Below are 24,264 nucleotides of genomic sequence, written 5' to 3' on the forward strand. Positions count from 1 at the left end.
ACCGAGCACGGCGGGACAACCGCCGGCCATCCCTGAGGAGACAATCATGAGCACAGCTTCCATGCCGCGCCCGGGCGCCGTCACGGCCACGACTCCGATGACCCGCAACGAACGCAAGGTGATTTTCGCCTCGTCGCTGGGCACCGTTTTCGAATGGTATGACTTCTATCTCTATGGCTCGCTGGCACCGATCATTGCCATGCACTTCTTTTCCGGCGTCAATCCCACGGCCGGATTCATTTTCGCCCTCCTCGCCTTCGCCGCCGGCTTCGCCGTCCGGCCCTTCGGCGCGCTGGTATTCGGCCGCCTGGGCGATCTGGTCGGCCGCAAGTACACCTTCCTCGTCACGATCGTCATCATGGGCCTGTCGACCTTCCTGGTTGGCGTGTTGCCCACCTACGGCTCGATCGGTATCGCGGCACCCGCACTGCTGATCATCCTGCGCCTGCTGCAAGGCCTGGCGCTGGGTGGCGAATACGGAGGCGCGGCCACCTATGTGGCCGAGCACGCGCCGATGGGACGCCGGGGCTTCTACACCAGTTGGATCCAGACCACCGCGACGCTCGGTCTGTTCCTGTCGCTGCTGGTGATCCTGGGCGTACGATCCTACTCCGGAGAAACCGCCTTCCGCGATGCGTGGGGCTGGTGGCGCGCGCCCTTCCTGCTCTCTTTCGTACTGCTGGCGATTTCGGTGTGGATACGCTTGCAACTCAGCGAATCGCCCACCTTCCAGCGGATGAAGGCGGAGGGCAAGGGATCCAAGGCCCCCATCAGCGAATCGTTCGGACAATGGAAGAACCTGAAGATCGTGATCCTGGCGCTGCTGGGCCTGACCGCCGGCCAGGCCGTGGTCTGGTACACCGGCCAGTTCTATGCGCTGTTCTTCCTGACGCAAACGCTGAAGGTGGATGCCAATACCGCCAACATTATGATCGCCGTGGCGTTGCTGATCGGCACGCCCTTCTTCGTGATCTTCGGCGCCCTGTCCGACCGCATCGGCCGCAAACCGATCATCATGGCGGGATGCCTGATCGCGGCGGTGACATACTTCCCGATCTTCCAGGGCCTGACGCACTTCGCCAACCCCGCCCTTGAAAAAGCGCAGGCCTCCGCGCCGGTGACGGTAATCGCCGATCCGGCCACGTGCTCGTTCCAGTTCAACCCGGTCGGCACCACGTCGTTCACGAGCAGTTGCGACATCGTCAAATCCTTCCTGGCGCGCAATTCAGTGAACTACAAGAACGAGGCGGCGCCGGCGGGCGCGGTCGCCAAGGTTCGTATCGGTACGGACGAGTTCCAGTCCTTCGACGGCAAGACGATGCCGCCGGCCGACTTCAAGGCGCGGGCGGCCGAACTCGACAAATCGCTGACGGCGGCCATTCGCGGCCACGGCTATCCCGCGGCCGCGGATCGCGCGCAATCCAACGACGTCATGGTGGTCGTGCTTCTGACCATACTTGTAATCTACGTCACCATGGTCTACGGCCCGATCGCGGCAATGCTCGTCGAGATGTTCCCGACGCGGATCCGCTATACGTCGATGAGCCTGCCGTACCACATCGGCAACGGCTGGTTCGGCGGATTCCTGCCGCCCCTGGCCTTCGCGATCGTGGCCGCCACCGGGAACATCTATGACGGCCTCTGGTATCCGATCATCATCGCGGCGATGACTCTGGTCATTGGCACGCTGTTCGTACGCGAAACCAAGGACGTCGATCTGAACAAGGACATGTAGTCCGCCCAGCCCCTGCCGGCCGGGACGCTGCACCCGACCGGCCTTTCACAAAGCTCCCTCATCGGGGGCTTTTTTTTGAAAGGAGTCGCAGTTCTGCAGATGAAGCCGCGCATACTGCGAGGCACCAATCCTCGCACGCCGGCGCGCCCCGGATGCGCGGGCGGAAATGCGCGGAGAATGCCCTGCCGCGCCACGCGCGCGGAGACGTTCCAGATTCAGGACGATGTCAGAGCCCGAAGACTAGACTGGCCGCTCAGATCACGGCCTTGCGCGCGATCTCCGGACGATCGATCCCCCTGTCTGGCGATTGCAGGGTCGCCTTCTGACACCGATGCCGCGCTCCCCGCGAGCCTTAAACAGCGCGACATCGTGTGCTCCCGTACCGGCCCGACTTCCACAGTCGGGCCTTTTTTTCGGCTGTGCATGCCCCGCTACGCCGCCGGGGTGAACTTCTCGCGCATCGCCCGCGTCAGTGCCTTGCGCGCACCGTCGTAACCCGTCCAGGGATCGTCTCCCCAGGCCCGTATCCGGGCCGGCACATTGCGCACGTTGAACGTATCGCCGCGCGGATCGCCGGACGCATCGAGGGCGTCCCAGGGGATGGGCATGGACACCGGCGCGCCCAGGCGAGCACGCGCGGAAAACGCCGCGACCGCGGTTGCGCCATCGCTATTGCGCAGATAGTCGACGAAGATGCGATCGGCCCGCTTGGCCTTGGACATACTGGCAACGAAAATCTCCGGCTGCATGTCCTCGAGCTGCTGGGCGATTCCTTTACAGAAGCCCCGCACCTCATCCCAGCCCAGCGTCGCCCGCACCGGCACCACCACATGCAGGCCCTTGCCGCCGGTTGTTTTCAAGAAAGGTTGCAGGCCCAGGTCGCGCAGCACTCCGCGCAGCATGCGCGTCGCGTCGGCGACCTGGCGCCACCCCATGCCCGGATCCGGGTCGAGGTCGAACGTCAATCTGTCCGGTTTGTCCGAGCCAGGCGCCTGGGCGCCCCAGGTATGGAATTCGATCACGCCGCGCTGCACCAGCCCGATCACCCCGGCGATGTCCCGGATGACCAGCATGTCGCCATCGTGTTCGACGCCAGCCGGCAGGTGTTCGCCCATATGCTTCTGGAAGAAGCATTCGCCCGCCGCCCCATCCGGACAGCGCAACAGGGCAACGCGCCGGTCCGCCAGATGCGGCATGATGGATGTGGCGACCGACTCGTAATACTGCGCCAGATCGAGCTTGGTTACCACGGGATCGTTGAAAAGCTCGCGATCGGGATGCGTGATATCGATACCCAGGACTTGCGCCTTGTGCGCCGCCTGCGTTGCGGCGCCCCGCGCGCTCACGGTAGCCCGGCGCCGCGCCCGCTTTGCCGGGCGCTTGCCGGATGTGCCTGATGCCACGAGTTCTGCCATGGGAAATCCCCTTGCCGGCGTAAAGACCCGTGAAAACCGCAAACGGCATGCCAGCCGAGCATGACAGGCCTAGCGCCGCATCCCCACGCCGATCGCCACAACGCCCACCACGATCGCCGCGATGCCCGCCCATTGCGGTATCGGTACCGACTTGGTGGTCTCGGCCGTGGCCTTCACGGACCCGATCTGCACGATGGTGTCCTCGGATTTATAGCTGAACCCCTGGTATACGAGCGCAACCACGCCCAAGACGACCAGGATGGCGCCGATGAAAGTGACAGGTTTCATAGGTCTCCCACGATGTGTTATCGCAACCTCTTGCTTGCGCTGCGGCGGACGATACTCCAGAGCACGGCGACTGTCCGTGACAGAACGTGTCGCTCCCGCGCGTAGCCCCCCTGGATGGGCGGGTCGTATAGAATCGTCGCTTTTGCCCGACGCTCATGTGGTTCAAGAATCTAAAGATCTACCGCCTTTCCCCGTCCTGGGCCCTGAAGGACGACCCGCTGGAGCAAGCCCTGGCCAAGTTCGCCTACCAGGGCAGCAATACGCTGGAAATGCAAAGCCTGGGTTGGATACCGACACGTGAAAACGGCGGGCTGGTGCATACCGTCAACGGCCAGATGCTGCTGACCCTGCGCGCCGAAAAGAAGCTGCTGCCCGCCACCGTCGTCAATCAGGTCGCGAAGGCGCGGGCCCAGGAAATCGAAGAGCAGCAGGGCTACAAGCCGGGCCGCAAGCAAATGAAGGAAATCAAGGAGCGGGTCACCGACGAACTCCTGCCCAAAGCCTTCAGCATCTACCGCGATACGCGCGTCTGGATCGATCCGGCCAACCGCTGGCTGGTGATCGATGCGGCTGCCTCGGCCAAGGCGGACGAAGTGCTGGGCCTGCTGGCCAAGTCGATCGACCCATTTCCGCTGGAAAGCCTGTACGTCGTGCAATCGCCGGCGGCGGCAATGACGGGATGGCTGGCGGAAGACGAAGCCCCCGCCAATTTCAGCATCGACCAGGATACGGAACTGCGCGCCTCGGGTGAAAGCCGCGCCGCCATCCGCTATGTCAAGCACACCATCGATGCCGACGACGTGCGACGGCACATCCAGTCCGGCAAGCAATGCACCCGGCTGGCAATGACCTGGGCCGACCGTGTCTCTTTCGTACTGACCGAATCGCTGGACGTCAAGCGCATCGCTCCGTTGGACGTGCTGAAGGAAAACAGCGATAGCATGGCCCAGAACGATGACGAGAAATTCGACAGCGACATGGCACTGATGACAGGCGAACTTGCCAAGCTGATGACCGAACTCGTGGACGCCCTGGGCGGCGAAAAACGCGACTGACCGCCGCCGCGCCCGGGGTGCCCCGGGCGCCGGAAATCAATCCAGTCCGTGGAAGGCCGAATCGTCCGGCCCGACATGGGAGGGATGCCGCCACGTGACGTCGCGCAGGGAATGCTGGACCAGTCCCTCCACGCCCAGCAGCACCGCGAATATCGCCATACGGATCGGAATGCCGTTGTCCGTCTGGCGGAAGATCGCCAGACGGGGGTCATGATTCAGGTCCACGCTGAGGTCATTGGCGCCGGGGCGGCTATCGCGCGGCAGCGGATGCATCACGATCGTTTCGGGTCCGCAATACGTGTCGATGATGGCGCGGTTGATCTGGAAATCCGGCGCGTAGCCTTCCTGCGCTTCATCGGCGAAGCGCTCCTTCTGCACCCGCGTCGCGTAGATCACATCCGCGCCGGGCAGCCCCTCCGCCAACGACTGCTTTTGTTCGATGACGTTATCGTGCTTGGCCGCCTGCTCGATAATGTAGCCCGGCATTTCCAGCCCGGGCGGCGAAATCAGGGTGAACTTCACGCCGCGGTACAGGGCCAGCAGCTTGATGAGCGAATGCACGGTACGCCCGTACTTGAGGTCGCCCACCATCGCGATATGGGCGCCGTCCAGCAATTTCCCCAGGCGCGAGAACTCGGTCAGGATGGTGTACAGGTCCAGCAGGGCCTGGCTGGGATGCTCGCCGGGGCCGTCACCGCCATTGACGACCGGGATATTTGTCGCGCGGGCAAACTCCGCCACCGAGCCCTTTTCGGGATGGCGGATAACCATTGCATCGACGTAGCCGCTCATCACGCGGCTGGTATCGTAGATCGATTCGCCCTTGGCCATGGACGAAAATGTGAAGCCCGTCGTATCGCACACCGAGCCGCCCAGCCGGCAGAATGCCGAGCCGAAACTGACCCGTGTGCGGGTACTGGCCTCGAAAAACAGATTGCCGAGCACAGCGCCTTCCAGCACGCGAGATACCTTTTGCCGGCGCGCAATGGGTTGCATCATGTCGGCGATACGGAACAGGTCCTCCACGGATTCGCGCGAAAACTGGTCCACGGATAACAGTTGATGCTTGCCTTCGACGCTGATGCGGTCGCGCAACGGTCCGTTCTGGGTGCTTTGCGTATACTTTTCGCGCAAATCGCCGTTCTGTACGATCTCCGTCACGAATCGCTCGACGACCTCGGGCATTGCCCGGAATTCCTGGGACCCCTCCGGCAGCAACCAGGTGTCCAAGGCACGCCGCTTGACCCCTATCCGGGCGGCGAACACGTCGCGGGTCAAGTTGAGGCGACGCATCGCATCGCGCAGAAAAGCTTGCTGGGAAATGGACATGACGACCTCGCATATATACGCTTTGCGTATATTACGCACACAGCCCGCCCTCGTCCAGACCTTTTGCGTATATCAAACCGGCGCGACGACGGCCGGTGCTCTGGTTTTACGTACCTGCAAAGCGATAACCGCAGCCACGATCCCCGTGGCCCCGGAAATGATGAACGCCAGGAAGTAGCTTCCTTGCGCCTGGCGCAATGCCCCCGCCATGAAGGCGGCGCTGGCGGCCCCCAGTTGGTGCCCGGCGACGATCCAGCCGAATACGATGGGCGCATCCCGCTCGCCGAAGCTTTCCACCGCCAGCTTCAGGGTCGGCGGCACGGTGGCGATCCAGTCCAGCCCGTAGAACACCGCGAAAATACCCAGGCTGTATATGGAGAAGTCGGAGAACGGCAGGAAGATCAGGGAAATGCCGCGCAGGCCGTAGTACATGAACAACAGCTTGCGTGGGTCGTAGCGGTCCGTCAACCAGCCCGATGCCGTCGTCCCGACCAGATCGAACAGCCCCATCATCGCCAGCAGCCCCGCCGCCCGCACTTCGGCAATGCCCTGGTCGCTGCACAGCGCGATGAAATGGGTACCGATCAGACCGTTGGTCGTGAATCCGCAAATAAAGAAGGTGGCGAAGAGGAACCAGAAATTCCGGTTACCGACTGCGCGGTTCAATGCGCCGAAAGCGGCTTTCAGCGGATTGGCGTTCACGGCGGGAGGCGCCACATGGTCCGGGTCCGCACCGTAAGGGACCAGGCCGATATCGGAGGGCCGCTCCGGCATCAGCCACCACGCCAGGGGTACCAGCGCCAGGCATACTGCCGCGATCGTAATGACAACCGGCTGCCACCCGCCGGCTTCGGCCAGTGCCGCCATACCGGGCAGGAAAATCAGTGTGCCCGTCGCGGTGCTGGCCGTCAGGATGCCCATCATCAGGCCCCGATGCTTGACGAACCAGCGATTGATCACCGTGGCCCCGAACACGACCGCCACGCATCCCGTGGCCAGGCCGGACACCACGCCCCAGGACAGCACCAGGTGCCAGGGCTCGGTCATCCACACGCTGGCGCCGCTGGCCGCGGACATCAGCACCAACGCGCAGATCAGGGTGCGCCGCACGCCGAAACTCTGCATCAGCGCGGCGGCGAAGGGACCGACCAGCCCGTAAAGGAAGATGCCGATCGCGGCCGACAGCGAGGTCACGTCCCGCCCCCAGCCGAACGCCTGCTCCAGGGGCACGATCAGAACGCCGGGGGCCGCCCGCTGGCCGGCGCCCACCAACAGGGCGACAAAGGCCATGGCGACCACGACGAACGCATACTTCTGTCCAAAAGGCCGGGAACGAGCTATAGTCATGTTACTTACCGGTACGTTTCTGAGTGCCGAATCTTACGTACCGCTCGGTAACATTGTCAAGCAGATTTACTATGACTCTCCCCACCCGTCCTGTGCCCGCGCCCGAAGAAGCCGCCATCGGCGGCAAGCAGCCGCGCGCGGCCGAACGCATCCGCCGTTCCGCGCGCGAACTGTTCTATCGCGAGGGCATCCGCGCGGTCGGCGTGGATGAAATCGTCACGCGCGCAGGCGCGACCAAACCCACGCTATACCGCAGTTTCGGCTCCAAGGATGATCTGGCAGCTTCCTACCTGAAGGACTACGACGCGGCGTTCTTTCAGCGCTTCGACAATGCGATCGAGCCCTACGCCGGCAATCCGCGGGCGCAGTTGCTGGCTTACTTTCGTCATGTCGCTCAGCGCGTCAAGACACCCGGCTACCGGGGTTGCGCACTGACCAATGCCGTCGTGGAGTATCCCGGCGACGCGGCCGTGCATCCCGGCCGCGCCATCGCCGAAGCCAACAAGCGGGCATTGCGGGCCCGCCTGCGGGAATTGGCCGCCTCGGCGGGCGCCAAGGACGCAGACACGCTGGGCGATGCCCTGCTGCTGCTGCTGGAAGGCTGCTTCGTGTCGGCCCAGATTTTCGCGGGCGATAACGATGGGCCGTCGGCAGCGTTGACCGACGCCGCCGAAAAACTGATCGCCGGCTATCTGCCCGAATGAGGCTGGCCGCGCAGGGTCAGCGATGGCACGGCCACCGCGGCGTCGGCGCGATAGGACACATCATTCTGCGGTGCATTGGCGGCAGCGGTCGCCGCGCCCCAGCATCCCATGACGAAAGCCGCGACGCTGGCGAAGTAAGCCAGCGCGGACAGGATCATGGGAAGCCAATGCCCCTTGCCCACCCGCCCCGCCGCAATCTGGCGGAATACGCTGAAGTGCGCGAGGTAGGAAAACAGCACGCCGGTCGCGCAGGCAGCCAAACCCAGCGCATACGCGGATATCGGTTGCCGCAGATCGGGCGGATCCACATCGCCACCGACGATCCCCAGCGAAAAGGCCAGCAGCAGCAATGCGGCGATGCCGTTGATCCATCCCAGGAAGCGGAAACCCGACAACGCATGGAAAGTGAGTGCCTGATAGGCGTTGGAAGAGCGCGGCTGATCTATGTGATCCATGGTTCCATGCGGTAAACGACAGCAGACGCAAGCATAGCGGGGATTTTCCGCGGCGGGAACGCGTCTTGCAGCCGGAGGTTTACATCATCAGGAGCGCAACATGGAAAAGTCGTTTCCACGCCGAGCGGCGGAAAGCGGTACGCCGCGCCGGGCGCAGGCCGGTTCCCAGGCCAAGGTGTTTCCGCCGGACTCACCGGTCGATGTCCCGAACCTGCCGCGCCCTCGCCAGGACCCTGCCGCCGACGAAGCGCGCAATGCCAGCCAGCCCGTCGAAGATACCGCCAGCGGCTCGAGCTGGGCGGATAACACCAAGCCCGCCCCCTACAAAAAGCGCGTCCGCGATTCGAATATTTTCTGAGTCGGCGCCCTGCAAAATTTGCCGCATCGGCAAGCAAAGTTTGCATCGTCGCCAGCCCATGCCGGAGCCCCACCATGCCTGAAGCACGCCCAACCGGAACGGATGTCCGGTCTACGCCCCCCGACGCGGACGAAAAAGCCCGCCTGGGTACCCGCATCCTGCCGGTGCCCGACAAATCTCCCACCGTCGCCGGCATGCCGCGCGACGGACGGGCCCTCTCCGACCCTGGAGATCCCGGTATCCCGCGCCCCGAAGACGACGTATACGGGAACGATCCCGCCGACCTGTCGGAAAAGCGCCCGGAGGATACATCGCGCTAGCGCCCGCCACCCATCCCGTCACCCCTTGCCGGCGGCACGACAGACCGGTGTGGCGCTCTGGATGGATTGCTTGGCGGCGGCCAGTTCGCCCGAGTCCCACGGCGCTTGTCCGAGCACGGTGACAGTCACCGTGGAATTTGTTTTGGCCATGGGCTTGGTCGCGATCTCCTCCAGATGCACCCGCGGTTCCGGCACCTTGAAAACGACGATCCGGCCCACGGCGAACTTGTCGTCCAGCGTTTCGCTGGCCCGGTATTCGACGCCGTAGGGGTGTTCGGGCGCCGTATGGCAGACGCGGGCGAATTCGGCGGCGCGTCGATACGCCGCGTCGTAAGGCGTGGTGACATCGAAGGTCACACTGGGGAAATTACCGCCGGGCTCGATACCCGAGGCACATCCGCCCAGGCAAATCAGCGCGGCAAGCAAGGAAAGACGGCATCGGGGCATACCCACTCCAGGTTGTGCTGCTCAACCTCAGGATTATGCATCACCGCCCCAAACCTTCAGGAACGGAGCGGCTCCCGGTATGCGCCCAGGGCCGCCGCGCCGGGGCGGGTCACGGTCGACTTGCCGTCACGCTCCTCGATGTAGTTCAGCGCCTCCAGTTGTCCCCGTACGGGCTCCGGCACTTCGAACCCCACCAGCGAGGCGCGGGAACGCAGTTCTTTCAGCCAGCGGAATTGGTCCGGGGTCAGCGAGGGCATGCTTTTGAACATTATTGTTGCCTCCAGTTGGCCTTGAATCAAAACGATGGGGCCGCGCCCCCGACGGCGCGCGGCGTATGGGTGGCGTGATATATGCGTCGATCAATTGTTATGCCGGTCCGCGGCACCCTGGATCTTTTCGCCTCCCCGCTCGATATCCTTGCCGGCACCGGAAACGGTATTGCAACCGGCCGACAAGGTGGCAATGGCGAGAAGCATGGCGAGAATGACTTTGTTCTTCATCGGTCTTTCCTTTTATGGGTCGGATTGAATGAAAATTTCCGGTTCCCCGACGACGCGCGCCGCCCGGACGGCCCTGCCCAGCAATTGACGTGCCCATCCCTTTCGGCTGTCCGATTACGGCCCTGGCCGGATGGGTATGCCGCTTGCACCTCCGCAAATCCTTTGTCCCAGGGGAATCGCCATGTCCGTCGCGCCCAACACACTGAACCCTCGCACCCCGAGTTCCTCCAACATCGCCGAGGAACTTACCGAGCACATGGCCGATGCGCCTCATCGTGAACCGGCCCCCGGCGAGCCACCGCTGCCGCACGAACCGCCCACACCTGGGGACCCGCCCGACTCCCCGCCGGCGCCCCAGGCGAAGACGCCGCCCCCGGCATAGGCAAGCGCGACAAGCGAGGGCGCCAGGCAGCTTGCTAAACTGCCGCCTGCGCGCCCAGCCGGGCGATCGCATCGATGCGCCATAAGCGGCGCCGGATTGCCCCATCATGCTACGTATCTCTGAAGTCAAGCTGCCGCTGGACCATCCCGAAGCGGCACTCTCCCAGGCCCTCGCCGCCCGCCTGGACATCCCACCCGCCGACCTGATTTCCTTCCACGTCTACCGCCGCGGCTACGACGCGCGTAAACGGGACAATATCCAGCTGGTGTATACGGTCGACGTGGAAGTGCACGATGAAGCGGCCGTGCGTACGCGCTTTGCCGGCGATCCGCATGTCGTCCCGACGCCTGATATGCGGTACAGATTCGTGGCCGATGCGCGCATGGCGCCGCAGGCGGCACGCCCGGTGGTGGTGGGCATGGGACCCTGCGGACTGTTTGCCGGACTGATCCTGGCGCAAATGGGCTTTCGTCCGATCATCCTGGAAAGAGGAAAGTCGGTTCGGGAAAGGACCAAGGACACCTTCGGACTGTGGCGCAAGCAGGTGCTGAACCCCGAATCCAATGTGCAATTTGGCGAAGGAGGCGCGGGCACCTTTTCGGACGGCAAGCTCTATAGCCAGATCAAGGATCCGCGCTATCTGGGCCGCAAGGTGCTGGACGAATTCGTGCTCGCCGGCGCGCCCGAGGAAATCCTCTACGTCAGCAAACCGCATATCGGCACCTTCCGCCTGGTCAGCATGGTGGAAAAAATGCGGGCTTCCATCGAGGCCCTGGGCGGCGAGATCCGCTTCCAGAGTCGTGTGGAAGACCTGGACCTGGATGGCGGTCGCGTGCGCGGACTGAAACTGGCGGGCGGTGAGTATCTGCCCTGTACGCATCTGGTGCTGGCGATCGGGCACAGCGCGCGGGACACCTTCCAGATGCTGCACCAGCGCGGCGTCTACGTGGAAGCCAAGCCCTTTTCCATCGGATTCCGCATCGAGCATCCTCAAAGCCTTATCGATCGCAGCCGCTTCGGCAAGTACGTGCGCCACCCGGTGCTGGGCGCGGCGGACTACAAACTCGTGCATCACTGCCGCAATGGCCGATCGGTGTACAGCTTCTGCATGTGCCCAGGCGGCACCGTGGTCGCGGCCACTTCCGAGCCCAACCGCGTCGTCACCAACGGCATGAGCCAATACTCCCGAGCCGAACGCAATGCCAATGCGGGCATCGTGGTCGGCATCGCGCCGGAAGATTATCCCGGCGGGCCGCTGGCCGGCATCGACTTCCAGCGGCATTGGGAATCGCGCGCGTTCGAATTGGGTGGCGGTGGGTATCTGGCGCCGGCCCAGCGGGTGGAAGACTTCCTCGCACGCCGGCCGTCGACCGGGCTTGGCAAGGTACTGCCCTCCTATACGCCGGGCGTCACACCCACTGACCTATCGACCGCACTCCCCGACTATGCCATCGAAGCGATCCGCGAAGCGCTTCCGGCGTTCGACCGGAAGATCAAGGGATACGCAATGGCCGACGCCGTGCTGACGGGCGTTGAAACGCGGACGTCTTCGCCACTGCGCATCAAGCGCAAGGACGACGACTACCAGAGCATCAATACCGTCGGACTGTACCCGGCGGGCGAAGGGGCGGGCTACGCCGGCGGCATTTATTCCGCGGCCATCGACGGCATCGAAGTGGCGGAAGCCGTGGCCCGGGATATTGTCGAAAGCTCCGGCGCCTGAGGCACTAGACGCCGTGCAAGCGGCGGTTCAACGCTGCAGCACTGTGCTGCAGCACCTTCGCCAGCCGGGCGCAACGCGTCCACCAGGCCGCGAAATAAGGCTGGGGTGGCAGCACCCGCAGGCTGGACGACTGCGTGGCGCGCACCAATATCTGACCGCCATATGCCAGGACATGAGTTTCGCCTCCGCGCAGCGGGATGCACAGGCTGAAACTGGCATCGCCCAATCCGTCCACGCGCTCGACGACTGTCGCCTGTCCTTTGACACCCAGAATCAACGCCCGCGGTGGCATATAAACCACGCGTGTTTCACCGCATGAAAGCGAAATATCCCAGGCCGACCGGTCCATTTTCACGATTATCTCCAACATGTGTAGCAGAACGTTGTGCAGCTTAGACCTCGCCTGCAAGGCCTCCCAGACACAGGGCCGGTATTTGTATATGGCAGCAGCTGACATCAAGCATTTCTGTTACTGTCGGATTCCACCTCAACTGTGCCTATTCCGTCCCGGCTGGCATACGCAATGATTGCGCAATGGAACAGCCTCTGTATCAACGTTTGGCCGAACATTACCGGCAAGCCATCTATTCTGGAGTTCTCGCCCCCTCGACGCGCATGCCATCCGTGCGAACGCTGGTCCGGCTACACCAGGTAAGTATCAGCACGGCATTGCAGGCTTGCCGCAGCCTGGAGGATGACGGGCTGATCGAAGCCCGCCCCCGGTCAGGCTATTTCGTACTCAAAAACCAACGAGGCAAGCTGTTACCCGTCGATGAACCGGACACGCGCCAAGTACTGGATGCCGCTTCCTATGTCGGCATTCATGACCGCGTATCGGACTTCATCGCCAAGAGCGCGATGCATCCACCGCGGATCGACCTGGCCAATTCCGTGGCACCGCCTGACGCCTATCCGGTAGACGCCCTGAAGCAGGCAATGCTGCGTGCAGTGCGGCGGTATCCGGAAGCGATGACCCGACCTCCGCCGCAACAGGGCCATCCCTATCTGCGCGCGACTTTGGCACGGCGGGCTCTGGATGCGGGAATCAGCGCCAGTCCGGACGACATCATCGTGACCAATGGCTGTATCGAGGCGCTCAATATCGCACTGAGGGCGGTGGCGGGCCCCGGCGATACCATCGCCGTGGAGTCGCCGGCGTACTTCGGCTTGCTGCAAGTAATCGGCAGCCTTGGAATGCGCGCACTGGAAATTCCCACCAGCCCGCAACGCGGACTGTCGATCGAAGCGCTGGACCTGGCCTTCCAGACCCATGCGGACATCAAGGCGGTCGTCGTGGTGCCGAACTTGCACAACCCCTTGGGCAGCATCATGCCCGATGAAGACAAAGCACGCCTGGTGGCGCTTTGCGAACGGCAAGCCATTCCGCTGATCGAAGACGACACCTATGGCGCGCTGGCCGATGGCGACGAACCGTTGCGCGCGGCCAAGGCGTGGGACCGCGATGGCAATGTCATCTACTGCGCGTCCATGCAAAAAACGCTGGCACCCGGATCGCGCATGGGCTGGATGATCGGCGGCCGTTGGAAGGCACGGCTGGCCATGCTGAAGTTCGTGCAAAGCCGGCCGAATACCGCGACCTCGCAGATCGCCATCGCGGAGGTGTTGCAGTCCAAAGGCTACGACCGCCATCTGATGCGTCTACGACGCCGGCTGAAAAGCCAGCGCGAGGGCATGGCCCGCGCCATCGCGGAGCATTTCCCGCGCGGTACGCGTTTGAGCGTGCCGCGCGGTGGCATGCTGCTATGGGTGGAAATGCCGGATGGACGCTCGTCGAAAGACGTCTTCGAGCTGGCCCTGGAAGACGGCATCCGGGTGGCGCCGGGCCGCATGTTTTCCAATTCGGACCGCTACGAGCACTTTTTGCGTATCAGCTGCGCCCACCCCATGAACAGCGATTTTCAGACGGCGATACGAACCCTCGGGCGCATAGTGGGCAGCAAGCATTAGGCACGCGGCAGCGCGGCCGCCCTCTCGCTAGCGGCCGCGCCAACCCTCGCCCGAAAAGTCCGACTGTCCCAGCATGACGGGCAAGGGGTGGCTTTCCAGGAATTTGCGCTGCGCCAGAGCATGCAGCATGCGGCTGTTTCCGCGATAGGCAATCAATAGATCTTCTTCCTCGGCACCCGCGCCGAAACGGTCGCGCAGCACTTCCCAGGAAACGCCCGCCTTGATCCTGCGCGCCCCGGCTGAGGTTTCGAACCAGATCACATGCGCGGCCCGATCGTTGAATGCGTTGTTATCGTATGTCATGTCGATCTCCGTGCAAGGTCCACTTATCGTATCGAAGCACCATATGTCAGTGTGTAACGACTTTGGCGTAGCGACGTATTTGGGCAACACCGGGCGAATGGATGATTTGCTTTCTTGACGGATAGTGCTTAGGGCCCCGTGCTTGATGTTCCCGGGATCGGGTCCGATTTTTGCTCCTTACTCAACCGTGATGCGAATGGCGCATTGCCACACGGGTTGGTTGGCCACCCAAGCGAATAAGGAGAATGACATGACCCTGGGAACCATACTGTTGATCATTCTGATCCTGCTCCTGATCGGAGCGCTGCCGACCTGGCCCCACAGCCGGGCCTGGGGCTACTATCCCAGCGGCGGGCTGGGGCTGGTATTGATCATCGTCATTGTTCTTTTGCTGGTGGGCGCCATATAGCGCCGTCCTGGAGACAGGAGAAAACGCCGCGCGCTTCCGACGAACCGCACCTACCGGTTGAACCTGCGGTTGGGGCCGACGCAGGCCCGAAGCCCGGCGTTTTTTTATATTTTTTCAATATATGGGAGACGCGCGCGACGGCGAAGAAGGAGACGCCGCGGTCACTCACTCACAGGGCCATGGAACCCTGAAAGCGCGCGGACAAGCTGCAGCGCCCAGGTGCCGGTCATGCCCGTCAGCCCCGCTTCGAACCGACTCGAAACAGGCGCCGGTCGAATATACCGACGGCCCTATGCGCGGAGAGGCATAGGACAGCTTCACGCCCTATGCCGACCGTGCGGCCGCAGTTGCCGGCGCGCGTGCCCGAGCCCTGAAATGGACGCAAATGCGTACGAAAATGGGCGCAAATGCGTACTATAGTACGAGCCTATAACGATAAAACAGCGCGAGGAGACAACGCATATGCAACGTTGGAATCGCAGGCCCGCCGGTTCTACCTGGGGCGACTATGGCGCTGACGACGAGCTCGGCCGCCTGAATCTTCTGACCGAGGAAAAGGTATTACAGGCCGTACGGGAAGTACGCGTCGGCAAAGTATTCTGCCTGTCGCTGCCGCTCGATCTGCCGGGCGGCAATGTGCTGAATCCCCGCCGTCACCCGCCGGTGCTATCCCCCACGGACAGGAATGGACACCCCAACATGAACTTTGCCGTGCGGCGCGAGGACGCGACCGCCGTTGACGTGCTGAACGACGACCGGGTGATGTTGACGCTGCAGTATTCGACGCAATGGGATGGCTTGAGCCATGTCGGCGCGCTGTTCGATACCCAGGGAGACGGCAACGAGCGCCTGGTCTATTACAACGGTTTCGAGGCGGGCGTCGACATCCTCGGCGGGGACGATCCCGCGGCGGTACGCGATTGCTGCCCGCCAGGCGGCTCTTGCGCGCGCCGCCTGGCGATTGATACCTATGCGCGCAAGGGCATGCAGGGCCGCGGCGTCATGGTGGACCTGGCCCATGCGCTGGGCCGCAGACGCACGCTGGTGGACAACACGGTGCTGCAGGAAGTCATGCGTGAACAGGAAGTGTCGGTGGAACCGGGCGATATGCTGGTGCTGCGCACGGGATTTGCCGGAGCCATCGTGCGCATGGCCGGCAAACCGGATCAGGCGGCGCTGGAACAGGCCGGCGCCGTGCTGGATGGCGCGGATACCGCCCTGCTGGACTGGATCGGCGCATCCGGCATCGCGGCAATCTGCGCGGACAACTATGCGGTGGAAGCCCACCCCGCGCGCACCGCCGGACCGGGCCGCTCCATCCTGCCGCTGCACCATCACTGCCTGTTCAAGCTGGGCGTTCCGCTGGCGGAGCTCTGGTACCTGGAAGAATTGGCGGAGTGGCTACGCGCGCATGGACGCTCGCGCTTCCTGTTGACCGCGCCACCGCTGCGACTGCCCGGTGCGGTGGGCTCTCCCGTCACTCCGGTGGCCACGGTATAAGCGTGCGGCGGCAGGGCCGTCCACGGGCCGGCGGGACGCATGGGCTGCGCGAGCCGGCCGCACAACTGCTGCGCGCGGCCCATGCGGCCCGCCGGCCCATGCGACCCGGCCGACGGCTCTCGGGACGTCCTGCACCGCGAGACGCGCACCGCCCCCCTCGAACCGCGGCCATTCAGCTGGCGACGCGCTGCTGTGCCGCCTTGAAATTTTCCTCGAGAACCGCCAGCACCTCGTGGCAGACCTTGATCTGCTCCGCCGACAGGCCTTGCATGGCGTGGTCGAAAAAGGCCGCGCGGCGCGGCAGCGCCTCGGCGACCACGCGCTTGCCCTGCGGCGTCAGCATCGCGTTGATGAGACGGTTGTCCTGTTCGTCGATGGCGCGGCTGATCCAGCCCAGGCTTTCCATCGCCTGGAGTTGTCGCGTCAGCGAGGCGGGATCCAGCCGGCAGCGCTCCGCCAGCACCTTCTGCGACAGGCCGCCCGCCTCGTGCAGCGCGAGCAGGATGCGCCAGCGCGGCAATGCGTGGCCTACATTGGCCTCGAACGCCGCCATCATGGTGCGATAGGCCTGCCCCAGCATCTGCACGGTATGCAGGCCTTGTTGCTCCTTGGGCATGGCTTACTCCGCGGGCGCGCTGGCCACTTTGCTTCGACGGGTAAGCCGCACCGGCGGCACACGCCGGACGAACCATAGCGATAGGATGGCGATCGCCAACACGATGATCTGCCCGTCGTGGATCGCACCGACCAACGAAACGCGCGCAGCTTCCAGATACGATGCGCCATCGCGGCCGATCGCGGCTACCTGCTGGAGAAACTGCGCCTGCGCGGCGGGGTTGACCAGTATCTGCGGGTCGTCCAGGATATCCAGCCAACGCAGCGCCTGGCTGCTATCCAGGGATGCCCGCACGCCGCTGATGTAGCTGTGGTTGACCATGGTTCCCACCACCGCCGTGCCCACCATGCCGCCCACCATGCGCAACGATTGCAGCAGGGCGGTGGCGATACCCAGGTGCTCGCGTCCGGCGGTTTCCTGCGCGAACACCGTCAGGTTCGGCATGATGAAACCCAGGCCCAGGCCAGCCGCCAGCATATACGTAGCGATCAGCCAGCCCGGCGTGTAGTTGTGCGTGGAAATGATGCCCGCCGTAGCCAGGCACATCAGCAGGAAACCGACATAGAGCATGTTGTTCGGGTTCTTGATGCGGGTAACGATGCGGCCGTTCGTAATGCTGCCGACGGTAATGCAGACCACCATGGGGGTGATAAGGAGCCCGGCATCCTTGGGCGACAGCCCGAAGCCGCCCTGCAGCAGGAGGGGCGCGTAGAACAGCAGCGAGAACATCGACACGCCGACCAGCAAGGCCAGCATGAACAACGGCGCCAGGCTGGCATTGCGGAACATGTCGAAAGGAAGCAAGGGCTGCTCGCAGCGCCGTTCCCACCAATACAGGACACCGAAGGCAATGACGCTGGCGATGGCCAGGCCGATGGTGAAGCTATCGATGCCCTTGCCGGGCAGCAGCTCCACCAGCAATTGCAGCCCGCCCAGCGCCAGCGCGATAAGCAGCGCGCCCGGCCAGTCCAGGCGGATTTTCCTGGTGGGATCGCTGTGCCGCAGGTGCGGCAGATGGCGGCACACGAACCACAGGCCCAACAGCCCCACCGGAATGTTGACGTAAAACACCGAACGCCAGCCGTAGTATTCGGTCAGGAAACCGCCCAGCGAAGGGCCGACGGCGTTGGCGATGCCAAAGGCGGAACTGAACATGACTTGCCAGCGCAGACGTACATAGGAATCCGGGAACAGATCCGGAATGCAGGCGAAGGCGGTACCGACGAGCATGCCGCCGCCGATGCCCTGCAGCGCGCGGGCAACAACCAGGAAGAGCATGCTGTCGGCCGCGCCGCACAAGGCCGATGCCGCCGTGAAGACGACGATGGCCGACACGACGAAAGGCTTGCGTCCGTAGTAATCCCCCAGGCGCCCGAAGATGGGCACCGTGATGACGGAGGTCAGCAGGTACGAGGTAGCGACCCAGGCATACAGGTCGAAGCCCTTCAACTCGGCAACGACGGTAGGCAAGGCGGTGCCTACGACCGTCTGGTCGATGGCAACCATCATGACGACGAAGCACATGCCCAGCATGGCCATCAGGGATTGGCGGAACGGCAATACCTGGCCTGCGGAATGGGGAGTAGAAGGAGCGCGGGGGGCCATTTCGTGGACGTATCAATAATTGATCTATCAACGATTCTAGCGCGATCGCGGCGAAAGGTCGAACGAACATTGCGGTGCTACAGTAGCGCAGCCCCCCAACGGCAACATTCCCGCCCTTCCCCATGCAAGAAGCCCTAGACGATCTGGACCGCCGTCTCATCGCCCTGCTGCGCGACAATGGCCGGCTGACCACCGCCACGCTGGCCAAGAAACTGTCGGTGTCGCGCGGGACGATCCATAACCGCATAGACCGGCTCGTACGAGGCGGGACGATCCTGGGATTCACGGTTCGCCTGCGCAGCGAAACCGAGAACGACGGCGTGCGGGCCATGACCTTGATCGAAGTGCGGGGAAATGAAACCGACGCCGTGTTGTCGGCACTGCGTCGCCTGCCGGAGATCGTGCAGGTGCATTCGACCAGTGGACGCTGGGATCTGGTGGCGGAGATCCGGGTCCAGGACCTGGCAACGTTCGACCGCGTGCTGCGCGATCTTCGCCGCGTCAAGGGCATCGCGAACTCGGAAACGAATCTGCTGCTGGCCGTGTACAAATAAATACCCGGACTGCCGATAAGCGACCCTTCCGGCCGCCTTGCCGCGGGGCTGCGCACCGCCCCGGGACGCGCGGGCCCCGAGAGTGGCGCGCTATGCCGCGGTACGCAAGGCCGCGTCGCCTTCGCCCAGCGCCAGCGCATACAGGTCCTTGGGATCTCCGCCCGATGGGATCAAGGGCTGATCGACGCCCACGCCGTGCCGTTGCGCCAGGTCAGCGACGAGGCACAGCGCGGAGTAGTCTTCCAAAGCGAAGCCCACGGAGTCAAAGAGAGTGACCTGATCCGGCGACTCGCGCCCAGGCTGCTCTCCATTGAGCACCCGCCACAGTTCGGTGACCGGAAAATCCGCGGGCAGCTGCTGGATATCGCCTTCGATGCGAGATTGCGGCTCGTATTCGACGACGACGCGCGCTTGCCGCAGGATGTCGGGATGTATTTCCGTCTTGCCGGGACAATCCCCTCCCACGGCATTCAGGTGCATGCCCGGCCCTATCATGTCCGGCGTCAGGATGGTCGCGTAGGCCTTGTCCGCCGTTGCCGTTGTTACGATATCGGCACCGCGCACCGCCGCGGCCGTGCTCGGGGCTACGACGACATGCATGGCAGGCGCGGCATGCGCCAGGTTGCGCTGCAACTTGGCGGTGGCCCGGCCATCGATGTCAAACAGGCGGACCTCTTCGATCCCCAGCATGTCGTGAAAGGCAATCGCCTGGAATTCGCTCTGCGCGCCGTTCCCTATCAGCGCCATGACGCGTGCTTGCGGGCGCGCCAGCGCGGCCGCGGCGACGACCGACGTGGCTGCGGTACGCATTGCCGTGGTCAGGGTCAGCTCCGACATCAGCAGGGGATAACCGGTCGCCACGTCGGCCAACACGCCGAACGCCATGACCGTGGGCAAGCCCAGCGCAGTGTTGCCGGGATGCCCGTTAACGTACTTGAAGGCATAGCGCGCGGCGTGGGAAACCGGCATCAGCTCGATCACGCCCACCGCGGAATGCGACGCCAGCCGCGCGGATTTTTCGAATTCCGTCCAGCGCAGATAGTCCGCGCGTATGCGATGCGCGAGTTCGCGCATGAACGGGGCGACGCCGACCTTGCGCATCAGGGTGGCCATCGCCGGAACATCGATCATTCTTGTCATGGTTCTCTCTTTTGTGCCTGTAAAGAAGAGAATCATGATCGGGAGCGAGGCTAACGAAAAGCCAGCAAGATGCTCATACATGTCGCATGGGCTGACGTTGTGCCAAGAACTTCTGGCATAACGTCAACCGCAGGCGGGCGGCGTCACGCCGGGGGTTGCTCGTTCATCAATCCATACACCCACAGCCGCATGCTGTCCCAGCCGCGCGACAGCATGCCGCCTCGCTCCACCGGCCGCAGGGCCAGGATGGGATAGCTCTGGATGGTTCGGCCATCGACCTGCAGGTCGACGGTGCCGATCTGGCTGTCCAGCGCAAGCGGCGCCACCAGCGGCCCCTGCTGCGTGATGACTTTCCGCAGGCGCGGCACCCAGGCGCGAGGAACCGTGGCGTAGATGTCGCGGTCGAAGCCCGCCAGCACCTGCGATTGCTGGCCTTTCCAGACCCTCGGATTGCCGACCGACTGCCCCTTGGCGTAAAGCTTGACGGTTTCGTAGTTCTGGAACCCCCAGTTCAAGAGCATCCCTGTCGTTGTCGTGCGGGCCTTGTCGGAGGGTGTGCCCATGACGACGGCGATGAGCCGCCGCTGGCCGGTGGCACCGGGACGTACGGCCGAAGCGATCATGCAATAGCCCGCCGCCTCGGTATGGCCGGTCTTGCCGCCATCCACCGATGGATCGCTCCATAGCAGGCGGTTGCGATTGGGCTGCGTGATGTTGTTGAATCGGAACGACTTCACGTGATCGTAGCGCACGTAAAGATCGGGGAAGTCGCGGATCACGCGGGCGGTCAGCGTTGCGAGATCGCGCGCGGTGGAATATGTCTGTGGATCGGGCAGACCGTGGGGGCTGTTGAAATGAGTGGATTTCAGCCCCATGCGTTCGGCCATTTCGTTCATGCGCTGAACGAAGGCGCCTTCAGACCCCGCGGCGGCCTCGGCCAGCGCAACGGCCGCATCGTTGCCCGACTGAATCAGCAGGCCCGACAGCAAGTCGTCGATGCTGACATGCATACCCGGTTCCAGGAACATCTTGGAGCTGCCCGGCGCGACCTTCCATGCGTTCGTGGAAATGGTCACCTGCTGCTTGAGATCCAGCGTCTTGTCGCGCAGCGCCTGGAAGATCAGATAGGACGTCATGATCTTGGTCAGCGAAGCGGGCTCTACGCGTTCGTCCGGATTCTGCGATGCGATGATCTGGCCGCTGGTGGCGTCCAGAAGCAGCCACGACTTGGCATCGGGTGTCGGCGCTTCCGGCGCCGGCGGTGCGGGAGTCGCTGCGCCCTGTCCGGCGGCGGCGGGCTGCGTCGCGGCGGCGGAACCCGCGGCGGGCGTGGCGGCAGGAGCGGCCGCCCAGGCAGCGCCCATCGTGCAAACGGCGAGAACGGACCACAAAACGACAATAAGCTTCTTCATAAATTCCACGAAGTAAAGATAAAAACCGACGTGAGCCTTAGTCCGCATGGATCGGATAAGGTTCAGCCGTGCATATCGGCCCACGCGGGCCGTGCGCCATGCGGCGTACGGCATCGGCATCATCCTGCGGGAGCCTTAGCGCATCGACCGGATACCGGCACCGGATGACGCCACCTAGACTAAGGCCTGCTAACGCTGGATCGGGCTGTCGGATAGCCCATATGCCTTGGACCGGATGCGTGCGGGGTCCAATGTTAACCCCTGGACCTCGGGAGGACACGATGGGGGCGATCTGGGAAATATCGATGGTCGATGGCGGTGCCACGTTCTGGCTGGAAACCGGCCATCGTTATGTGGCGTGCCTCTGCGCGGCCGAGGCCCTGCGACGGGTGGAGCGCGGCACCGGGCTGACGGGTGTCGCCGCCCTGCGCGCCGCCGAGAATGAACTGGTGGAAGAGGCCAATCGCAGGCTCGCAGAGCGCGAGGCCTTGCCCTTGCGCCTGGCCTATCACGATTAGCCGCGCATGGCCGCGGGGCGGCCTTATCGCGCCGCACCGTGACGCTGTCCGCACAAGACGGACCGGATGGCTACACGGCCGCCACGACACGTCGTGCGAACAGCCACGCCACGGCCAGGAACACGGCCAGGCCCAGCCATGAAGCGATGGGCGCAAAACCCGCGCCGACGATGGCCAGCGGCGCCTCCTTGCCGCTGGCGCCGATCACCACCGCCATGACGACGCCTATCAGGCTTTCGCCGACAATCAACCCCGAGGCGATCAGCACGCCGCGGCGTTCGGCGGCGGCAATGGCTTGATCGTCCGCCCGCCCGGCGGCCCGGCGGCGCTGCAGCGCGCGGCCGACCAGCCACGCGAGCACGGCGCCCAGCACCAGCGGCGCGCTGACGGTGGGCGGCAGGTAGATGCCGATACCCACGGCCAGGACCGGCATGCGCGCCACCTTGCAGGTGCGTTTCAGAATGCTGTCCACGACGATCAGGGCGATGCCGATGCCCATGCCGATCACGATCATGCCCCAGTTCAACTGGTGCGTGAATATGCCTCGCACGATGGCCAGCATAAGCGTGGCCTGGGGGGCGGACAGGACCTGCGAAGGGTCCATGCCGGCGCGCGGCAGGGCATCGGCGAAGCCATAGGCGTTGTACAGCAGTTCAAGCACCGGCGAGATCACGACGGCGCCGGCCACGCAGCCGATCAGCAACGCGACTTGCTGCCGCCAGGGCGTGGCACCCACCAGCCAGCCCGTCTTCAGATCCTGCAGGTTGTCGTTCGAAATCGAGGCCACCGCGATCACCGCCGAAGTCGTGAAAATAGCCACGGCGATGGCAAGCTGCCGGCCCGACTCGGTCGCAAGCAAGCCATCGCGGTTGCCGATGGCCAATATCAGCAGCGACACCAGCACGATGGCCACGATGCCGACGCCCGAAATGGGACTGGTCGACGACCCCACCAGCCCGGCCATATAACCGCAGGCGGCCGCGACCAGCAAGCCGAAGACAAAGGCGAAGATAACGGCGTAGATCACCAGCCGCCACGTCAGCCCGGCCACCAGCGGCGCGCCAGACAGGAAGGCATGAAAGGTCAACAGCAGTACCACCACCATGATCAGGCTGATCGCCGCGATCCAGAAGCCGGGCAGGTCCCGGTCCGTGCGTGGCGCCGGTCCGACGCCGTGCGCTCCCGCCGCACCCAGGCTGGAGAAGGTCGCTTTCAGACCGCGCGCCATCGGCGCGGCCAGCGTAGCGAGCGTCCAGACGGCACCCACGCCGATCACGCCGGCGCCGATGAAGCGCACCTGCGACGACCACAGGCTGGTGGCGTAGCTTGCCGCCGAGGCGTCGGCCGGCATGGGATGCAGCGCCGTCAATACGGGCACGGAGATTCCCCAGGCGATGATCAGCCCCGTCAGCATCGCCAGCCCCGCGACAATGCCGATCAAATAGCCCGCGCCCAGCAAGGCGGTGGAGAACCCCATGGGAATGCGGAAGATTGCCGCGCCGGCCGAGAACCAGATGCTCACCCCATCACCCAGCACACGTAGCCCGCCGGCGGCGAAACTGACCGCCGCGGCCACCACCCCGCCGGTGGCGATGTCCGCCATGCCGGTGCCGGACGCGCGCAGCGAACCGGGCGTGCCGGCGGCCGCTTCGCCGGCATTGGCCTGGGTGTCCGCCGATGCAGCCGCGCCCACGCGCAGAATCTCCGCGGCCGCCACGCCTTCGGGATAGGGCAGATCGCTCTGCACCACCATCACGCGCCGCAGCGGGATCGTGAACATGACACCCAGCATGCCACCCGCCGCGCACACCGCAAGGGTGAGCCAGAACGGGAACCCTTGCCAGTGGCCCATCATGACCAGCGCGGGCAGGATGAAAATCACGGACGACAACGTGCCCGCCGCCGAGGCCTGCGTCTGCACCATATTGTTTTCCAGGATGTTGGCATCGCGGAACAGGCGCAGGACCGACATGGAGATCACGGCGGCGGGGATGGCGGAAGAGAATGTCAGGCCGACTTTCAATCCCAGATAGACGTTCGACGCCGTGAACACCACCGTGATGAGCGCGCCGAGTATGACGCCGCGAACGGTCAATTCGGGAAGCGAGACGCGATCGGGGATTCGGGAAGTATCTGTCATGGGGATGCCGGCCAGGGTCGTAGACGAAACGGGCGATTTTA

General features: G+C 64.1%; 26 protein-coding genes. 11 read left to right on the forward strand and 15 right to left on the reverse strand.

Annotated elements, in window-relative coordinates; genetic code table 11:
* Window positions 1-46 precede the first annotated feature (46 nt).
* On the forward strand, window positions 47-1,735 hold the full coding sequence (locus ACO1P8_RS00740) for an MFS transporter (protein WP_486294027.1): 1,689 nt from the start codon (window positions 47-49) through the stop codon (window positions 1,733-1,735).
* A 431-nt stretch (window positions 1,736-2,166) separates the two neighbouring features.
* Here the strand turns inward: ACO1P8_RS00740 and ligD are convergent, their stop codons facing one another.
* Entirely contained in the window at window positions 2,167-3,150 is a 984-nt protein-coding gene (gene ligD, locus ACO1P8_RS00745) for a non-homologous end-joining DNA ligase (protein ID WP_486294028.1), read from the reverse strand.
* A gap of 69 nt (window positions 3,151-3,219) precedes the next feature.
* Complete coding sequence (locus tag ACO1P8_RS00750) at window positions 3,220-3,438, reverse strand: hypothetical protein (protein ID WP_066634568.1); 219 nt, start codon at window positions 3,436-3,438, stop codon at window positions 3,220-3,222.
* A gap of 155 nt (window positions 3,439-3,593) precedes the next feature.
* Here ACO1P8_RS00750 and ACO1P8_RS00755 point away from each other — a divergent pair, with 155 nt between their 5' ends.
* Window positions 3,594-4,493, forward strand: coding sequence for a recombination-associated protein RdgC (locus ACO1P8_RS00755; RefSeq protein ID WP_486294029.1), 900 nt, complete (start codon window positions 3,594-3,596; stop codon window positions 4,491-4,493).
* Between the two features lie 36 nt (window positions 4,494-4,529).
* Here the strand turns inward: ACO1P8_RS00755 and ACO1P8_RS00760 are convergent, their stop codons facing one another.
* A complete protein-coding gene (locus ACO1P8_RS00760; protein ID WP_094841299.1) occupies window positions 4,530-5,822 on the reverse strand; it encodes an aspartate carbamoyltransferase in 1,293 nt (430 codons plus the stop codon).
* 72 nt (window positions 5,823-5,894) lie between these two features.
* The gene (locus ACO1P8_RS00765) at window positions 5,895-7,169 is read right to left on the reverse strand and encodes an MFS transporter (RefSeq protein ID WP_486294030.1); all 1,275 of its coding nucleotides are present in this window, start codon (window positions 7,167-7,169) and stop codon (window positions 5,895-5,897) included.
* A 71-nt stretch (window positions 7,170-7,240) separates the two neighbouring features.
* On the opposite strand from ACO1P8_RS00765, the gene ACO1P8_RS00770 reads away from it, so the two are divergent.
* The gene (locus tag ACO1P8_RS00770) at window positions 7,241-7,873 is read left to right on the forward strand and encodes a TetR/AcrR family transcriptional regulator (protein WP_486294031.1); all 633 of its coding nucleotides are present in this window, start codon (window positions 7,241-7,243) and stop codon (window positions 7,871-7,873) included.
* Here ACO1P8_RS00770 and ACO1P8_RS00775 read toward each other — a convergent pair.
* Window positions 7,858-8,328, reverse strand: coding sequence for a hypothetical protein (locus tag ACO1P8_RS00775; RefSeq protein ID WP_486294032.1), 471 nt, complete (start codon window positions 8,326-8,328; stop codon window positions 7,858-7,860). The genes ACO1P8_RS00770 and ACO1P8_RS00775 overlap by 16 nt on opposite strands.
* 100 nt (window positions 8,329-8,428) lie before the next feature.
* Between ACO1P8_RS00775 and ACO1P8_RS00780 the strand changes: the two genes are divergently transcribed.
* Together ACO1P8_RS00780 and ACO1P8_RS00785 are read left to right on the forward strand one after the other, a co-directional pair.
* Complete coding sequence (locus ACO1P8_RS00780) at window positions 8,429-8,686, forward strand: hypothetical protein (RefSeq protein ID WP_486294033.1); 258 nt, start codon at window positions 8,429-8,431, stop codon at window positions 8,684-8,686.
* Window positions 8,687-8,760: 74 nt separating this feature from the next.
* Window positions 8,761-9,006, forward strand: coding sequence for a hypothetical protein (locus ACO1P8_RS00785; protein ID WP_486294034.1), 246 nt, complete (start codon window positions 8,761-8,763; stop codon window positions 9,004-9,006).
* Between the two features lie 18 nt (window positions 9,007-9,024).
* Here the strand turns inward: ACO1P8_RS00785 and ACO1P8_RS00790 are convergent, their stop codons facing one another.
* The 3 genes from ACO1P8_RS00790 to ACO1P8_RS00800 all read right to left on the reverse strand — a co-directional run bounded on the left by ACO1P8_RS00790 (window position 9,025) and on the right by ACO1P8_RS00800 (window position 9,953).
* A complete protein-coding gene (locus ACO1P8_RS00790) occupies window positions 9,025-9,453 on the reverse strand; it encodes a BPTD_2524 family lipoprotein (protein ID WP_486294035.1) in 429 nt (142 codons plus the stop codon).
* 56 nt (window positions 9,454-9,509) lie between these two features.
* Complete coding sequence (locus tag ACO1P8_RS00795; RefSeq protein WP_486294036.1) at window positions 9,510-9,722, reverse strand: hypothetical protein; 213 nt, start codon at window positions 9,720-9,722, stop codon at window positions 9,510-9,512.
* Between the two features lie 90 nt (window positions 9,723-9,812).
* Window positions 9,813-9,953, reverse strand: a complete 141-nt coding sequence (locus ACO1P8_RS00800) for an entericidin A/B family lipoprotein (RefSeq protein ID WP_094841293.1) — start codon at window positions 9,951-9,953, stop codon at window positions 9,813-9,815.
* A gap of 488 nt (window positions 9,954-10,441) precedes the next feature.
* On the opposite strand from ACO1P8_RS00800, the gene ACO1P8_RS00805 reads away from it, so the two are divergent.
* Window positions 10,442-12,058, forward strand: coding sequence for an NAD(P)/FAD-dependent oxidoreductase (locus tag ACO1P8_RS00805; RefSeq protein WP_486294037.1), 1,617 nt, complete (start codon window positions 10,442-10,444; stop codon window positions 12,056-12,058).
* A gap of 4 nt (window positions 12,059-12,062) precedes the next feature.
* Here the strand turns inward: ACO1P8_RS00805 and ACO1P8_RS00810 are convergent, their stop codons facing one another.
* On the reverse strand, window positions 12,063-12,413 hold the full coding sequence (locus ACO1P8_RS00810; RefSeq protein ID WP_486294038.1) for a hypothetical protein: 351 nt from the start codon (window positions 12,411-12,413) through the stop codon (window positions 12,063-12,065).
* A 179-nt stretch (window positions 12,414-12,592) separates the two neighbouring features.
* Here ACO1P8_RS00810 and ACO1P8_RS00815 point away from each other — a divergent pair, with 179 nt between their 5' ends.
* Window positions 12,593-14,026: an aminotransferase-like domain-containing protein gene (locus tag ACO1P8_RS00815; protein WP_486294039.1), complete on the forward strand. Its 1,434-nt coding sequence runs from the start codon at window positions 12,593-12,595 to the stop codon at window positions 14,024-14,026.
* Between the two features lie 27 nt (window positions 14,027-14,053).
* Here the strand turns inward: ACO1P8_RS00815 and ACO1P8_RS00820 are convergent, their stop codons facing one another.
* Window positions 14,054-14,329: a DUF1488 family protein gene (locus tag ACO1P8_RS00820; RefSeq protein WP_094841289.1), complete on the reverse strand. Its 276-nt coding sequence runs from the start codon at window positions 14,327-14,329 to the stop codon at window positions 14,054-14,056.
* A gap of 250 nt (window positions 14,330-14,579) precedes the next feature.
* Between ACO1P8_RS00820 and ACO1P8_RS00825 the strand changes: the two genes are divergently transcribed.
* Together ACO1P8_RS00825 and ACO1P8_RS00830 are read left to right on the forward strand one after the other, a co-directional pair.
* Entirely contained in the window at window positions 14,580-14,738 is a 159-nt protein-coding gene (locus ACO1P8_RS00825; RefSeq protein ID WP_094841288.1) for a DUF3309 family protein, read from the forward strand.
* Window positions 14,739-15,200: 462 nt separating this feature from the next.
* Window positions 15,201-16,238, forward strand: a complete 1,038-nt coding sequence (locus tag ACO1P8_RS00830; RefSeq protein ID WP_486294040.1) for a cyclase family protein — start codon at window positions 15,201-15,203, stop codon at window positions 16,236-16,238.
* Between the two features lie 172 nt (window positions 16,239-16,410).
* Here the strand turns inward: ACO1P8_RS00830 and ACO1P8_RS00835 are convergent, their stop codons facing one another.
* Window positions 16,411-16,854, reverse strand: coding sequence for a MarR family winged helix-turn-helix transcriptional regulator (locus tag ACO1P8_RS00835; RefSeq protein ID WP_486294041.1), 444 nt, complete (start codon window positions 16,852-16,854; stop codon window positions 16,411-16,413).
* 3 nt (window positions 16,855-16,857) lie between these two features.
* Window positions 16,858-18,459 (reverse strand): MDR family MFS transporter, encoded by a 1,602-nt coding sequence (locus ACO1P8_RS00840; protein ID WP_486294042.1) that lies wholly within the window; start codon window positions 18,457-18,459, stop codon window positions 16,858-16,860.
* 122 nt (window positions 18,460-18,581) lie between these two features.
* Here ACO1P8_RS00840 and ACO1P8_RS00845 point away from each other — a divergent pair, with 122 nt between their 5' ends.
* Window positions 18,582-19,013, forward strand: a complete 432-nt coding sequence (locus ACO1P8_RS00845; RefSeq protein WP_094841284.1) for an Lrp/AsnC family transcriptional regulator — start codon at window positions 18,582-18,584, stop codon at window positions 19,011-19,013.
* A gap of 90 nt (window positions 19,014-19,103) precedes the next feature.
* Here the strand turns inward: ACO1P8_RS00845 and ACO1P8_RS00850 are convergent, their stop codons facing one another.
* Both ACO1P8_RS00850 and ACO1P8_RS00855 read right to left on the reverse strand, forming a co-directional pair.
* A complete protein-coding gene (locus ACO1P8_RS00850) occupies window positions 19,104-20,153 on the reverse strand; it encodes an ornithine cyclodeaminase (RefSeq protein ID WP_486294043.1) in 1,050 nt (349 codons plus the stop codon).
* 143 nt (window positions 20,154-20,296) lie between these two features.
* Complete coding sequence (locus ACO1P8_RS00855) at window positions 20,297-21,517, reverse strand: D-alanyl-D-alanine carboxypeptidase family protein (RefSeq protein WP_486294111.1); 1,221 nt, start codon at window positions 21,515-21,517, stop codon at window positions 20,297-20,299.
* 329 nt (window positions 21,518-21,846) lie between these two features.
* Between ACO1P8_RS00855 and ACO1P8_RS00860 the strand changes: the two genes are divergently transcribed.
* Window positions 21,847-22,083, forward strand: a complete 237-nt coding sequence (locus ACO1P8_RS00860) for a hypothetical protein (RefSeq protein ID WP_486294044.1) — start codon at window positions 21,847-21,849, stop codon at window positions 22,081-22,083.
* A gap of 70 nt (window positions 22,084-22,153) precedes the next feature.
* On the opposite strand, the gene ACO1P8_RS00865 is transcribed toward ACO1P8_RS00860, so the two are convergent.
* Window positions 22,154-24,223, reverse strand: coding sequence for an OPT family oligopeptide transporter (locus tag ACO1P8_RS00865; RefSeq protein ID WP_486294045.1), 2,070 nt, complete (start codon window positions 24,221-24,223; stop codon window positions 22,154-22,156).
* Between the last annotated feature and the right edge of the window lie 41 nt (window positions 24,224-24,264).

The organism is Bordetella sp. (assembly GCF_057362025.1).